The 12,174-nt window shown below is 72.0% G+C and carries 15 protein-coding genes; 5 read left to right on the top strand and 10 right to left on the bottom strand.

The window, feature by feature from the left end; all coding sequences use genetic code 11:
- Positions 1–129: 129 nt before the first annotated feature.
- Together K4S16_RS26560 and K4S16_RS26555 are read right to left on the bottom strand one after the other, a co-directional pair.
- Positions 130–555 (bottom strand): SRPBCC domain-containing protein, encoded by a 426-nt coding sequence (locus tag K4S16_RS26560; RefSeq protein ID WP_160161043.1) that lies wholly within the window; start codon positions 553–555, stop codon positions 130–132.
- On the bottom strand, positions 552–890 hold the full coding sequence (locus tag K4S16_RS26555) for a helix-turn-helix transcriptional regulator (RefSeq protein ID WP_149261759.1): 339 nt from the start codon (positions 888–890) through the stop codon (positions 552–554). The genes K4S16_RS26560 and K4S16_RS26555 overlap by 4 nt, the downstream gene beginning before the upstream one ends.
- Positions 891–976: 86 nt before the next feature.
- On the opposite strand from K4S16_RS26555, the gene K4S16_RS26550 reads away from it, so the two are divergent.
- On the top strand, positions 977–1,465 hold the full coding sequence (locus K4S16_RS26550; protein ID WP_149261758.1) for a DUF1579 family protein: 489 nt from the start codon (positions 977–979) through the stop codon (positions 1,463–1,465).
- A 372-nt stretch (positions 1,466–1,837) separates the two neighbouring features.
- Positions 1,838–2,206: a histidine phosphatase family protein gene (locus K4S16_RS26545; protein WP_235037096.1), complete on the top strand. Its 369-nt coding sequence runs from the start codon at positions 1,838–1,840 to the stop codon at positions 2,204–2,206.
- Here the strand turns inward: K4S16_RS26545 and K4S16_RS26540 are convergent.
- Genes K4S16_RS26540 through K4S16_RS26525 form a run of 4 tightly spaced genes read right to left on the bottom strand, consistent with a single transcriptional unit; the run spans position 2,169 to position 5,839 of the window.
- Positions 2,169–3,743, bottom strand: a complete 1,575-nt coding sequence (locus K4S16_RS26540) for a pyruvate, phosphate dikinase (RefSeq protein ID WP_149261757.1) — start codon at positions 3,741–3,743, stop codon at positions 2,169–2,171. The two genes, K4S16_RS26545 and K4S16_RS26540, sit on opposite strands and share 38 nt — an antisense overlap.
- Complete coding sequence (locus K4S16_RS26535) at positions 3,740–4,366, bottom strand: transcriptional regulator (protein ID WP_149261756.1); 627 nt, start codon at positions 4,364–4,366, stop codon at positions 3,740–3,742. Before K4S16_RS26535 ends, K4S16_RS26540 begins: the two co-directional genes overlap by 4 nt.
- Entirely contained in the window at positions 4,363–5,499 is a 1,137-nt protein-coding gene (locus K4S16_RS26530) for a TetR/AcrR family transcriptional regulator (protein ID WP_308800842.1), read from the bottom strand. Before K4S16_RS26530 ends, K4S16_RS26535 begins: the two co-directional genes overlap by 4 nt.
- Positions 5,500–5,509: 10 nt before the next feature.
- Positions 5,510–5,839, bottom strand: coding sequence for a hypothetical protein (locus K4S16_RS26525; protein WP_149261755.1), 330 nt, complete (start codon positions 5,837–5,839; stop codon positions 5,510–5,512).
- Positions 5,840–5,946: 107 nt separating this feature from the next.
- Between K4S16_RS26525 and K4S16_RS26520 the strand changes: the two genes are divergently transcribed.
- From K4S16_RS26520 to K4S16_RS44500, 3 genes are all read left to right on the top strand, one after another.
- Complete coding sequence (locus K4S16_RS26520; protein ID WP_149261754.1) at positions 5,947–6,558, top strand: ABC transporter permease; 612 nt, start codon at positions 5,947–5,949, stop codon at positions 6,556–6,558.
- 179 nt (positions 6,559–6,737) lie between these two features.
- Entirely contained in the window at positions 6,738–7,166 is a 429-nt protein-coding gene (locus tag K4S16_RS45200; protein WP_200842134.1) for a hypothetical protein, read from the top strand.
- Positions 7,167–7,584: 418 nt separating this feature from the next.
- On the top strand, positions 7,585–7,728 hold the full coding sequence (locus K4S16_RS44500) for a hypothetical protein (protein WP_160161042.1): 144 nt from the start codon (positions 7,585–7,587) through the stop codon (positions 7,726–7,728).
- A gap of 131 nt (positions 7,729–7,859) precedes the next feature.
- On the opposite strand, the gene K4S16_RS26510 is transcribed toward K4S16_RS44500, so the two are convergent.
- The 4 genes from K4S16_RS26510 to K4S16_RS26495 all read right to left on the bottom strand — a co-directional run bounded on the left by K4S16_RS26510 (position 7,860) and on the right by K4S16_RS26495 (position 12,063).
- Positions 7,860–8,945: a glycosyltransferase gene (locus K4S16_RS26510; protein ID WP_149261753.1), complete on the bottom strand. Its 1,086-nt coding sequence runs from the start codon at positions 8,943–8,945 to the stop codon at positions 7,860–7,862.
- Positions 8,942–9,685 carry a DUF2334 domain-containing protein gene (locus K4S16_RS26505; RefSeq protein ID WP_149261752.1) on the bottom strand — a complete coding sequence of 248 codons (744 nt, stop codon included), beginning with the start codon at positions 9,683–9,685 and terminating at the stop codon, positions 8,942–8,944. Before K4S16_RS26505 ends, K4S16_RS26510 begins: the two co-directional genes overlap by 4 nt.
- Positions 9,682–10,824 (bottom strand): glycosyltransferase family 1 protein, encoded by a 1,143-nt coding sequence (locus tag K4S16_RS26500; protein ID WP_200842133.1) that lies wholly within the window; start codon positions 10,822–10,824, stop codon positions 9,682–9,684. Before K4S16_RS26500 ends, K4S16_RS26505 begins: the two co-directional genes overlap by 4 nt.
- Before the next feature lie 273 nt (positions 10,825–11,097).
- A complete protein-coding gene (locus K4S16_RS26495) occupies positions 11,098–12,063 on the bottom strand; it encodes a metallophosphoesterase (RefSeq protein ID WP_149261750.1) in 966 nt (321 codons plus the stop codon).
- Positions 12,064–12,174: the final 111 nt, after the last annotated feature.

Raw genomic sequence — 12,174 nt, 5'->3', positions numbered from 1 at the left:
CCGGCAGCACCGACCTGCTGGTCGACAACTCGCTCCGCTGATCACCGTCCTGCCCGCCAGTGCCCGCGGCGCGCTGCTCGGCTGCGCGCTCTGCGGGCTCGGTGCGGTCGGCGCCGAGTTCGTTCAGGCTCAGCGGGGTTCCTGGCGTTCTGCTGTTTCGCTCAGACGGCGGAGCAGGTGGGCCCAGCCGTCGCTGGTCTCCTCATCGAGGGCGGCCGGTAGACCGCTGTGGCGCAGGGTGAGCTTGGTGCCGTCACCATCCGGGGTCAGGGTGACTTCGACTCGGGATGCCTCTGGTGCGATGTCGGGCGCTCCTGGTTTCGGCTCCCAGCCGAAGGTGAAGACGAGGCGTTCGTACGGGACGAGCTCCACGAATCGCCCGCGCATCACCGGGCATGGGCCCTCGTGCATCGCAACGCGCAGAGTGCCGCCAGGGCGGGCGTCCAGTTCTGCCGTTCCCCACCAGCGCGCCAGGCGTGCCGGGTCGGTGAAGTACCGCCAGACCGTCTCGGGACGCGCGCGGATGTGCAACGTCTGCTCGATCGTCCTGCTCACAGCGATCCCTTCGCGTCCTGTTCGCGGGTGTGCGCGTGTTCTTCCTGCTCGGCTTCGTGCTGGAGGCGGCTGAGCGAGGTGGACCACATTGATTCCAGGAACGTCGCCGCCTCGGCCAACCCTTCGGGGCGCAGCCGGTAGAAGCGGCGGTTGCCGGCGCGGCGGACGTCGACGAGGCGGGCCGCTGCCAGTGTCCGCAGATGCTGGGACACCGCCGGACGACTGATCTCGGGGAAGCGCTCGGCGATCTCACCCGCCGAGACCTCGCGATCCCGCACCAGGACGAGGATGGCGCGGCGGGTCGGGTCCGCCACGGCGCGAAGCGCGTCGTCCATGGGCCACCGCCTTCGTTGCGCACTGCCGGGAGACTGTGTAAGTGTTTAAGCAACATCTTACATTCTATCGGTGACGAGGACCCGCCATGTCAGGAGACGGCAACGCCCGCGCCCCCCGACCGGAGAACCAGCGCCTGGGCGCGCTGGTCGGCCGTTGGCGTTCGCAGGGGCGTACAGCGGCCACCGCGAGCGACCCGGAGATCCGCATCGCCGGGTCGGACACCTACGAGTGGCTGGCGGGCGAGCACTTCCTCATTCACCGCGTGGACGTGCGCATGAACGAGGAACGCGTCGAGGTCATCGAGATGATCGGGCCCTACGATCCGGAGAGCCGGACCTACCCCATGCGCTCCTTCGACAATCACGGCCACTTCGTCACCATGCGGGCAAGCGTCGACGACGGCGGTGTCTGGACGTTCGCCGGCGAGACGGAGCGGGCGACGCTGGTGATCGCCGAAGACGGCGAGTCCATGACGGCCGAATGGGAGCGCACCGACGACGGCTCGAACTGGCGGCACTGGATGGACATGAGCTTCACGAGGGCAGCCGGTCCCGGCGCCGTCCTTCGCCGCTGAACCCTCCGCAGATCAGATGCCTCACCCGGTCAGGGCTGGTGTGAGAGGCGGGTGGGGCGGGCGGCGTAGCGGTGGGTGAGGTGCTCGATCGAGGCGCACCCGCCCGGCGGCGTCGCCGAGATCCTCCGCCACCCGTGAAGGCGCGGGGCCGTCGACCCATCGCCACTCCCAGCAACCGGCCGAGGGGTCGTAAGCGTGATCGATCTCGATACCGAGCGCGTCGGCCGCCGCGTGCAGCCAACGCCGCATCTCCCTCGCATCCTTGCCCGCCGTCCTTGAGGTGGCGCGCCTCTCGGGTCGCTCCGGGAAGGACGCTCCCGGCAATTCGGATGATAATAACATCTGGATGTTAAGAACATTTGAGATGGTGTGGTGGAGCGGCCGATGGTGGCGCGGCATCTGTACGTGGTGAGGCATGGGGCGGCCGACCCCTTCGGAGAGTTGACCGACGTGGGACGGCGGCAGTCGGAGTTGGTGGCCGACCGCCTCGCCGGCCTGCCGGTCGACGCGGTGTGGCACTCGCCTCTGCCGCGCGCGGCGCGTTCAGCGCGGATCATCGGCGAGCGTCTGCCGGGCGTTCCGGTGCGGGAGGCGGCCGAACTGGTCGATCACGTCCCTCATGTGCCGGACCGGGTCCCTGAGGCGTGGGCGGGGTTCTTCGACGGCCATGACGCCGCGGAGGCGGCAGCGGGTGCTTCCCTGGTCATCCTCGGCGGCCCAATGCGGCGTGGGCCGCTTTGAGGCGTTGGACCTCGTCGCGTTCGGTGTGGTCGCCCGATACGTCGTCCGCCCATGACAGCAGCCGGCGCAGACGCGGGTCGGCCGTGCCGGTGGTGGTCGGGGGGCTGCCGAGGGCCACCGTCCCGCTGGTCCCGTCGATGGTGACCAGGGCGCCTTCGCCGATGGTGCGTCCATCGGCCGTCACCGAGGCGCCGGCGTCGATCTCCAGGTCGGCGACGCCGACGACGGCGGGCTTGTGCATCGCCCGGGCGACGACCGCGGCGTGGCTGGCCGGCCCGCCGAGGGCGGTGACGATGCCCGCGGCGGCGGCCAGGCCGCGCATGTCGTGCGGGGAGGTCTCCGGGCGTACCAGGACGACGGGACCGTCGGCGGCCATCCGTACCGCCGCTTCGGTCGTGGTGGCGACCCTGCCGGTGGCGACGCCGGGACAGGCTCCCACCCCTCGGGCGAGCACGTCGGTCTGCGCGGAGGCCGCGATGAGCGGTGTACGGACGTGCTCGAGATGGTGCGGCGAGACGCGACGCAGCGCTTCGCGGCGGCTGATCAGGTGCTCGTCGGCCAGGTCGGTCGCGACGCCCACGCCGGCGGCGCCGCCGTACCGGCAGGGCCGGACTTGCAACAGCCACAACTCGCCGGCCTGGAAGGTGAACTCGACGTAGCAGGCGTCGCGGTAGTGCCGCTCCAGCCGGGCCAGGGCATCGGTCAGGGCGGCCCAAACGGCCGGTTCCCGCGAGTGGAGTTCGTGCAGGGGCCGAGCCGCCGATCGGCCTGAGACGACGTCCTCGCCCTGGTGACAGAACAGGAGGTCACCAAACGGGACGTTCCTCCCCGTGTTGGGGTCGCGGCTGAAGGCGACTCCGGAGCCGCTGCGCTCGTCGAGGTTCCCGAACACCATGGCCTGGACGATCACGGCGGTGCCGAGGTCGTGCGGGATGCCGTGGAGTTCGCGGTAGGTTCGCGCACGCGGTGCCTCCCACGACGAGAACACGGTCTCGACCGCCAACTCCAGTTGCCGGAACGCGTCGTCCGGAATCGTCTCCCCGCGCGGCTGCCGGCCGGCCCGGGTCGCGCGGACCGCCCCACCGAGGCGCCCGGCGGCACCGCCGTCGGCGAGCGCGGAGGCGAATCCGGACCGGAACCGCAGCCGCGAGTCGCGGGCGAACCGCTCGTCGCCGGTCTCGGCCGCGAGCGCCTGCGTCGCTCCGGTCGTGAGACCGAGGTTGAGGATGGTGTTCATCATGCCGGGCATCGACACGCTCGCCCCCGAGCGGACCGATACCGCGAGCGGCGTCCGGTCACCGCCGAACCGTCGTCCCGTCGCGGCCTCCAGGGAGCTCATCGCGGCCGCGAGTTCGGTGTCGAGCCCGGCGGGGAGAGCTCCTTCGCTGAGGAAGGCCCGGCATGCCTCGGTGGTGACGACGAACGCGGCGGGCACCGGGAGTTCCAATCGGTGCAGTGCCACCAGACCGTGCGCTTTGGCGCCCAGCGTCTCGGCGGGGTCCTCGACCTCGGCGGAGATCTGGCGGATCCACTTCACCGGGGGATCCCGAGGGTGGCGAGCAGGTCTTCGTGCAGCTCGGCCCACACGGTGTGGTACGACGCGATGTGGTCGGCCACGTACTCCAGCTGCCCCGAGGCGGCACGGGCGAGGGCGTCGGCAAGGCGTTCCCGATAGAGGCCGAAGCGCGGCACCACCGCCGCCAGGTCGGCGCAGACAGCCGCGGCCCGCTCGTCCAGATCGGCGAACCGGCCGAGGACACGGGCGTCGTAGGCGGGGTCACTGTGGTCGTTGACGGTCGTGACGCCGTCGACAGCCCTCAGCTGCCAGGCCGTGCAGAGGTCCAGGAGCTCCGGGTTGAGCACCATGAACCGCTCGTACGCCCCGGCCACGGCCGCGCGGGCGCCGTCCGATTGGAGCTGCGCGGGGATGCGCTCGCCGGCGGCGACGCGTCCGGCGTCCGTCAGCCCCCAGGCGCTGAACACGCCGGACTCGTAGGTGACGAGCCCGGCGACCGCGAGGTCGATCAGCTCGGACTCGACCGCGGACTCGTCCATACCGGTGGCGGCCGCCAGGCGGGCGGTGCCCGTGTGGCCGCAGCAGCGCAGGGCGTGCAGCACCAGCAGGTCGCCGTCGGTCGAAGAAAGTCCAGGCGAGGTCATGTTCCCGCCTTCCGCGACGTCGCGCGCGCGGTGCCGGCGGCGGCCGCGTGGGCGGCTCCCCGGCCGTGGGCCCGGGCGACGATCGCCCCGTCCTGGATCCGCACCGCGGCCTCGGTCGTGTCGTCGGTGCCGGTCAGGCCGATGGACGTCGCCACGGCGGCCGCGTCGTCGCCGATGACCAGCCGGAAGCGCCGCCAGATCTCTGTGGGGAAGACGCGGCGCAGGCAGGAGGCGAGGTCGGCGACTCTCAGCCGGAGGAGAAGGCCCGTCTCGTCGGGGTCGCCGGTGACGACGGCCACCGTGACCCGTTCGCCGGACCGAGCCGACCGGACGGCGTCCTCGGCCGCCTCCATCCTGTGTGCGCCCAGCACGCTCACCAGTCCGTCGGCGCGGAGGTCGATGCGATCGCCGGTTAGCCGATCGGTGAGTCCCTCCGGCGGGGACCAGACGTCGCGGCTGGTACGAGCGGGCTTGACGAAGGGCAGGTACGGCGGCGCCCAGGTGTCGGCCAGGGGGAGCCCGGCCAGATGTTCGCAGGCGCGGGCCCGGTCGAAGGGGTCACCGAAACCTGGTGCCATCTCCGCGAGCAGGGCGGATCCGCCCAGCAATGTCAGTGCCAGCTCGGCGAGCCGGACCTGCCGCGATGCGGAGCCGTTCCGCGCGCAGCTCTCCAACCCGAGGGCCAGCAGCAGCGCCTCCAGCCGGGCGATCTGTGCCAGCACGGTGCGGCTCTGCTCGTCATCGACGACCTCCGCCAGTGAGCGCAGGCGCAGACGGCCTTCCGGTGCCGTGTCGCCCGTCAGCGGCAACCGCTCCAACCATGCCCGGGCGAACGAGCCGAGCGCTTCCCCCGCGGACTCCGGCCGTTGCGGAGGCTCCACGATGTCGGCGCCTTCGACCATCTCGATCAGAACCGCCAGGTACAGCGCCCGCTTGCCGGGAAAGTTGGAGTAGACGGCCCCCCGGGTCAACTGCGCCCGCGATGCGATCTGGTCGATCTTCGCCCCCGCGTAGCCCTGCTCGATGAACTCCTGCCTGGCCGCCGCCAGCACCGATGCGCGTGTGCGTGCCTGCTGTTGGACCCGCGTCAGCCGGGCCATCGCCACCACTCCCTCGACTCGACGAGGCTCCAAGATACTCTCATCATCCGAATGATGGCATCATCTGAACTCCGGTCGTCCTTCCGGGACCGAGGGGGACGCGACCGCGAGAGGAGGGCAGGTGCGTGGAGGAATACGCGTTCCAGACCGAAGGGCTGGTCAAGCCGACGCGCTGGCCGACGACATAGCGGTGATCCACCATGGCCGTGTCATCGCCCACGGAACGCCTTCGGAACTGAAGCAGATCGTCGGCGGTCAGGCCGTCGCCGCTCGTCCCAGAGACCCCGACCGCCTCGATGACGCGGCCGCGATCCTGGCGACGGTCGCAGGGCACCCGGTCGAACGGGCCGACCGCCACGAGATCGCCGTGCACGTCGACAGCGACCGGGCCGTCTTCGAGGTGGCGCGCCGCTTCGAAGAACAGGGGATCGCCCTGGCCGAGTTCTCCCTTCGGCTGCCCAGCCTGGACGGCCCGCGGGACTGCTGCGGCACAGCCTCATCCTCGCCGGACGGAGCCTGGCCAAGTCGGCCCGCAACCCCGGCGCGGCCGTCAACGGCGTCATCACCCCGGCGATCTTCATGCTGCTCTTCGTCTACCTCTTCGGCGGGGCCGTCGCCGGATCGACCGGCGAGTACCTGGACTACCTCTTCCCCGGCATCCTCGTCCTGGGCGCAGGGCTGTCCGGGATGCTCGCCAGCGGGCTGACCCTCAACATCGACATCAAGAAGGGCGTCTTCGACCGCTTCCGCAGCCTGCCCATCGCCCGTTCCGCGCCGCTGCTCGGATCCGTCCTGGCCGACGTCGTCCGTTGCGCGGTGGCCATCGCGCTCCTGTTCGCCATCGGGTTCCTCATGGGCTTCCGCGTCCACACCGGCACGGCGTCCGCGCCGGCGGCGGTCGCGCTCGCGCTCGGCTTCGGGTTCTGCCTGAACTGGATCACCGTGTTCCTCGGCGTCCTGGTCAAGGACGAGGGCGCGGTGTTGGCCTTCGGCTTCGTCGCCTTCATCCCGCTCATGCTCGGCACCAGCTCGGCGACGACCCTCATCGTCTTCTGCCCGATGGCCATCGCCACCTACAACCGCAAACGCTGATCTGGGTGCTGGGCGCGGGAACACGCTGGGGCGACGGAGAAGAGTTCCTAAACCACCGTAAACGCAGTGCAACCTGGTGATTGCGGCGCTGATGCCATGGGTACGCGGCACTAACGGACTCGCAGACAGCGGCCCGTCTTCGGACGATGAGAGGCCGAGATCCTCTCCAGGAGGCCGATATGGCAGCGCCCCAAAAAGCCAGGACCACGACCACCACCACGCGTAGTCGTGCGCCGCAGAAGGCGAAGCCCCAGACCAGGGGCCGGGCCGCCCCTGCGAAGCGGCCCGCGGCGAAGAAGAGCACCGAAAAGGCGCACCGGACGGTCACCGTTCCTCTCGTCGCCCCGCACTTCACCGTCCACAAGGTGGACGTGCCGGCGCCGAGCCTTCCGGTGAGCGGCGACGACATGGTGACGGCCGGCAAGACCGTGACCTCGTTCATTCGGCCGCCGGGCCGGCTGGTCTACTACGCCGGGCTGGGCGCCCTGGCCGCGTTCGGTGTCGTGGAATGGCCGGTCGCCGCGGCGATCGGAGTAGGGGTCGCTGTCGCGAAGCGGGCACGCCGCTCCGACGAGCAGCGGCATGAGCAGACGGGGCGCAGGCAGTAGGAGGACGGTCGGCTGGTTGATGCCCGCCGGACAACGGCACCACCACCCGGCCGCACGCCGTCACTGGCGACCCGATGACCAGGCATCGCGTTGATCGAGAGGTTGACCGAGGCGTCATGCACGCCGCCCCGACGAGCTGCGGCTGACCGCCCGGGACCATCACCGACCCACTGCTTCGGCTATCGGCTGCCGCTTCCCGATGGCTGGGCCATCGCCGCCCTCGGATCCGCAGGGCGTGCCCGCTGCCGGCGGTCCCGCTCACACGGTCGCCGGCCATCGGCGCCCGCCCCCCGCACAAGGCATTAACCGGTCATGGGCCAATGTTCACCTTCTGGCCAAGTTCTGGTTCCCTGAGGGAAGCCGTAACCCGGCATAACGGACAAAAGGTAATCTTTCGTCTTCCTGTTGGAGAACTTCGATGTCGGACCTCCTCGCCAGCATCCTCGCCAAGGCGCTCGTCGCGGCTGTCGAGGCCCTCCTCACGCGCCTGCTCGTGCAGCTCGTGCAGACGGCACGCCAGCGCCGCAGCCCGGCCGGCGATGTGATGCCCGCCCTGGCCTGAGCGAGATCCCGCCGGCCGTAGCGGCCGCCGCGCCGCACAGGCGGTGTGCGGAACATCGCGACTGGCTCTGCCGAGCGAGCCGTGCCGGTCGCGCGGTCCGCGGCCGCGAGCACGGCGGGACTGCCGTCGTCTCACGGGCCTTCGAGGATTTCGAGCATCCTCGCCGTTGTCGCGGCCCAGGGGTAGTGCCCGGCGCGGGCGCGTGCGGCACCTCGGCGCCGAGATCGCGGCAGGCGGCAGAGGTGCTGGACCGCGTCGGCGAACCTCGTCGGTGTGGGCGGGGCGGCGATTCCGGCGTCGGGGGCCAGCAGTTCGTGGGCCGCGCCCCGGTCGGCCGCCACGACGGGGGTGCCGCAGGCGAGCGCCTCCAGCACCGCCAACCCGAAGGATTCGACGGGGCAGGTGGCCAGGGCCACGTCCGCCGCGGCCAGCAGCGCGGCCACGTCGCCGCGCCCGTGCACGTGTCCGTGGAAGCGGACGGGGAGGGCCTCGTGGGCTGCCAGCGAGCGGAGCGCCGGATACAGCGGGCCGCTGCCCACGACGTCCAGGTGGACGGGGACGCCGCGTCGCCGCAGCTCGCGCACCGTCGCCAGGGCGAGTTCCGGGCGTTTCTCCCGGGAGAGCCGCCCCAGGTGGACGAGCCGGAGACGGTCGTCCCCGCCGGTGCCGGCCGGTCGGAACGTGGCGAGGTCGACGCCGAGCGGCACGCGGTGCAGGCGGGGCGCGCCCACCCTGGCGAACTCGGCCGCGGCGAACGCCGAGGTCGTCACGATCGCGTCGAAGGCCGCGGCCAGCCGCCGGTTCCAGCGGTCGGTGACCGGTTCCAGCGGGAGCCACCCGGGCGTGTGCGGCGCCAGGATCGCATCGAGGCGTTCATGAGAGAACAGCACCGTGCGGATCCCGCGCCGCCGGGCCCAGCGGGCCGCCACGGTGAGGCTGGCCTTGTCGGAGACCTCCACCACGTCGGGTCGGAGCCGCGCCAGCACCCTAAGCACCGGCCGCGGATCCAGTACGAACCGGTAGCCCGGGGCGACCGACGCGCCCGGCACCGTGATGAGCAGCCCCCTGTCGTCCTCCGTCCGCGTGTGGGCGCGAGCGGGCACCACCAGTGCCCGCTGGTGACCGGCGGCGGCGTATCCGGCGCCGAGCATGTCGACGGCGGTGCGCAGCCCGCCGGACACCGGGCTGTAGAGATTGGCCAGCTGCACGATCCTCATGCCGTCACCGCGGCCTCGTAGGTCATCGGGCGGGCGCCCGCGGCCAGGGCCAGGTCCAGGGCGGCCAGCGTGGTCCGGCGGAGGCCGGGACGGGTCAGGTCCGCCGGGTGCAGGGCGATCCGGAACGGCATCCGTCGCCGGGAGAAGGTGCGGGCGGCATCGATCATCAGGCGGGCACCGGTCCGCTCTCCCGCCCCGCCCGGCCGGTGGGAGAGCACCGGCATCCGGCGGACCGGCCCGCCCGGCAGGCAGTGGACGGCCAGATGGCTGGTCCAGTACCCGAACCCGAGCGCGGCCAGCGCCCGCCGCGTACCCGGCGAGGCCAGCCATCCCGGCGGCGTGAACCCCATCACGCCGATGTCCGCGTCCGCCAGCATCTCCAGGCCCGCCCGCAGCCGCCGCCGGGCCTGCTGCTCCGTCAGCGTCCAGAACTCCCCGGCTCCCCGGGCCAGCACCTCGTTGACGCCGCGCCGCCAGAGTGAACCGCCGGGAACGCCTTCGTGCCGGTAGCCGTGCAGGGCGAGTTCGTGGCCGCGGCCGGCCGCACGGTGCAGGAACTCGGTCAGGGCGGGGTCGTCGCGAAGCGCCGGACCCCCGCCGAACGGGCCCGGGATCAGCAGCAGTGTGGCGGGCACACCCCGCTCGTCCAGGTCGGTGAGCCACTGGGCGGTGGGCGCCGCGGTGCTGGAGGCCACATCGTGGACGGACACGATGATCGGAAAGCTCGCGTGCGCGTTCATGCGGCGTTGCCGGCCTGCCGCGCGGCCGTCTGCTGCGCGGCCGCACCGTAGGCCGCCTGTCGGTAGTGGCCGATCAGTTCTTCGCACACGGTGTTCCAGTCTCGTCCCACCACCGACTCCAGGGCCGCGTCGCTCATCCGCGCCCGCAGCTGGGGATCGGCCACCAGTGCGGCCACGGCCGCGCGCAGGCCATCGCCGTCATCAGGGGCGTACAGCAACCCGTTGACGCCGGGCCGGACCAGGTCGAGCGGACCGCCCGCCGCGGCCGCCACCACGGGTACCCCGCACGCCAGCGCCTCCTGGATCGCCTGGCAGAACGTGTCGTCGGCGCCGGTGTGCACGAACACGTCCAGCGAGGCCATCAGCCGCGACAGCTCGGCGCCGGTGCGGAACCCTGTGAACACCGCGTCGGGCATCAGGCGGCGCAGGCGCCGTTCCTCCGGCCCGTCGCCCACGATCACCAGTCGCGTCCCGGGCAGGCCGGCCAGCCGCGCGAGCATTCTCGGCCGCTTCTCGGCGGCCAGCCGTCCTACGTACCCGATCAGGACCTCGCCACCTGGCGCGAGCCGTTTCCGCAGGTCGGTCGACCGGTGTGCGGGGTGGAACCGGCTCCGGTCCACGCCTCGCCCCCACAGCGACAGCCTGGGCACGCCGTGGCGTTCGAGCTCGGCCAGGACCGGTGTGGAGGGGACGAGCGTACGGTCGGCGCGCCCGTGCAGGCGGCGCAACCACCACCACACGAGCGGATCGGTGCCGCGCAGGCCGTACCGCCGGGCGAACCCGGCGATGTCGGTCTGGAAGACCGCCACGGCCGGCACGTCCAGCCGTTCGGCCGCGGCCAGGCCGGAGGCGCCGAGCACCAGCGGCGAGGCGAGATGGACGATGTCGGGCTCGAAGTCCCGCAGCACCGAGGTGACCCTGCGGGACGGCAGGCCGACCGCGAACGAGGAGTAGAACGGGAGTGCGACACCGGGGACGAGTTCCACCTGGACGCCGGCGTAAGTGGCCGGACCGGGCTCGGGGGCGACGACGACAGCCTGGTGCCCGCGCGCGGCGAGCTGTTCGAGTACGCGGCAGACAGAGCCGGTGACCCCGTTGACCCGGGGCAGGAACGACTCGGTCACGATGGCGATCTTCACGGCGCAAGCGTGAACGTCCGGCACGACCTTCCCACCCCGCCCGTCGGCCCGGTAGGCGAACAACGCGGAAACCTTCAAGACGATGGAGCCGGGCGCCTGGGAGGCCGCCGCCACCAGCGCGAGCCCACGGGCACGGCGGCGACCGAGACGGATACGCCTGCGTCCCCGGTGCGTGACCGCACCGGGGACGCGGGCGCCGGGTGTGCGCACCGTGGCCGGTCGAGAGATCGGCGGGGCCGGATCGCCGAGCCGGAAGCGCGCGTGGAGGAGGGGTCAGCCGGCGGGGACCGTCTGGGGCTCCCAGGTGAACACCTTCGGGTCGTTCCGGTCGGCCGTGACGCGGAGCCACTGGGAAGCGGTGGCCCCGAAGGTCTCCAGGCGCGTCAGGTTGGGAACCCCGGCGTACGCCGGCTCCACCTCGTAATGGTGCTCGTCGCCGTGGACCAGCAGCACCGGCTTTCCGTACGCCCTGGAGCGCTGGACGATCCGCTCCCTGATCTCGGTGAATCCGGGCGACGCCGCTGGCTCGGCCTGCATCATCAGCAGCACTCCGGGGGCGTGGGTGCGGCTCGCCTTGGCGAAGGTGGTGTCGATCCAGTCCAGGGCGGCGGCCTTGCGGGCCTCGAACTCGGCCAGCCGCGGCGCGGGCCGGTCGCCGCCGGGCAGGTCCGCCCACGGTTCCAGGTCGTTCTCGCTGCCGACGACGTGCAGGGTGGAGAACACCACCTGGCCTCGGCTGAACATCACGTTCTCGCGGTAGGCGCGGTGCCGGGGGTCGGTGGCCTGGCTGGACACGCCCATCGGCCGGCGGCCGAGGGTCCTGCCCGCCACGGGGTAGAAGACCTTGCGGACCTTGTCGAGGCGTTCGGTCGGCAGGTAGCCGCCGGCGGCGGTGCGGTGGCAGTCGGTCCACTCGTTGTCGCCGGGCGTCAGCACGAACGGGGCCTGGAAGGTGCCGAACAGCCCGGCCAGATCCGCGAACCGGGCGTCGTCGCACGTGGACGAGCCGTTCTTGACATCGCCCGCGTGCAGGACGAACCGGATCCTCCTGTCGCCGTTCACGTCCGAGACCAGCGCCGGGAAGGCGGCTCGCTGGGCGTCGCCGTAGGGCGTGTCACCGATCAGGGCGAACGTGACCGGACGTCCGCGGTCGGCCTGGGCCTCGGCGGTGCCCGGTACGACCAGTCCGATGGCGGCGGCGGTCGCCATGACCTGCGCCGCCCATAGGAATTTTCTCATGGGGAATTCTCTGCGCGTCCGAACCAACGCACCATGACCGGCGAATGGCCCGGCGACGACGGCCGACCGACACGGCGGCGCCGCGGCGCCCGCGACGACGGATGGCCTTGT

This window comes from Actinomadura sp. K4S16 (assembly GCF_008327685.1).
Lineage (GTDB): Bacteria > Actinomycetota > Actinomycetes > Streptosporangiales > Streptosporangiaceae > Spirillospora.
This window is presented reverse-complemented; position numbering and strand designations above follow the sequence as displayed.

Excerpts from the sequence above, each read along its gene's own strand:
- K4S16_RS26555 (WP_149261759.1), bottom strand. The coding sequence starts at position 890 with ATGGACGACGCGCTTCGCGCCGTGGCGGACCCGACCCGCCGCGCCATC.
- K4S16_RS26550 (WP_149261758.1), top strand. The coding sequence starts at position 977 with ATGTCAGGAGACGGCAACGCCCGCGCCCCCCGACCGGAGAACCAGCGC.
- K4S16_RS26535 (WP_149261756.1), bottom strand. The coding sequence starts at position 4,366 with ATGACCTCGCCTGGACTTTCTTCGACCGACGGCGACCTGCTGGTGCTG.
- K4S16_RS45200 (WP_200842134.1), top strand. The coding sequence starts at position 6,738 with ATGGCAGCGCCCCAAAAAGCCAGGACCACGACCACCACCACGCGTAGT.
- K4S16_RS44500 (WP_160161042.1), top strand. The coding sequence starts at position 7,585 with ATGTCGGACCTCCTCGCCAGCATCCTCGCCAAGGCGCTCGTCGCGGCT.
- K4S16_RS26510 (WP_149261753.1), bottom strand. The coding sequence starts at position 8,945 with ATGAGGATCGTGCAGCTGGCCAATCTCTACAGCCCGGTGTCCGGCGGG.
- K4S16_RS26505 (WP_149261752.1), bottom strand. The coding sequence starts at position 9,685 with ATGAACGCGCACGCGAGCTTTCCGATCATCGTGTCCGTCCACGATGTG.
- K4S16_RS26495 (WP_149261750.1), bottom strand. The coding sequence starts at position 12,063 with ATGAGAAAATTCCTATGGGCGGCGCAGGTCATGGCGACCGCCGCCGCC.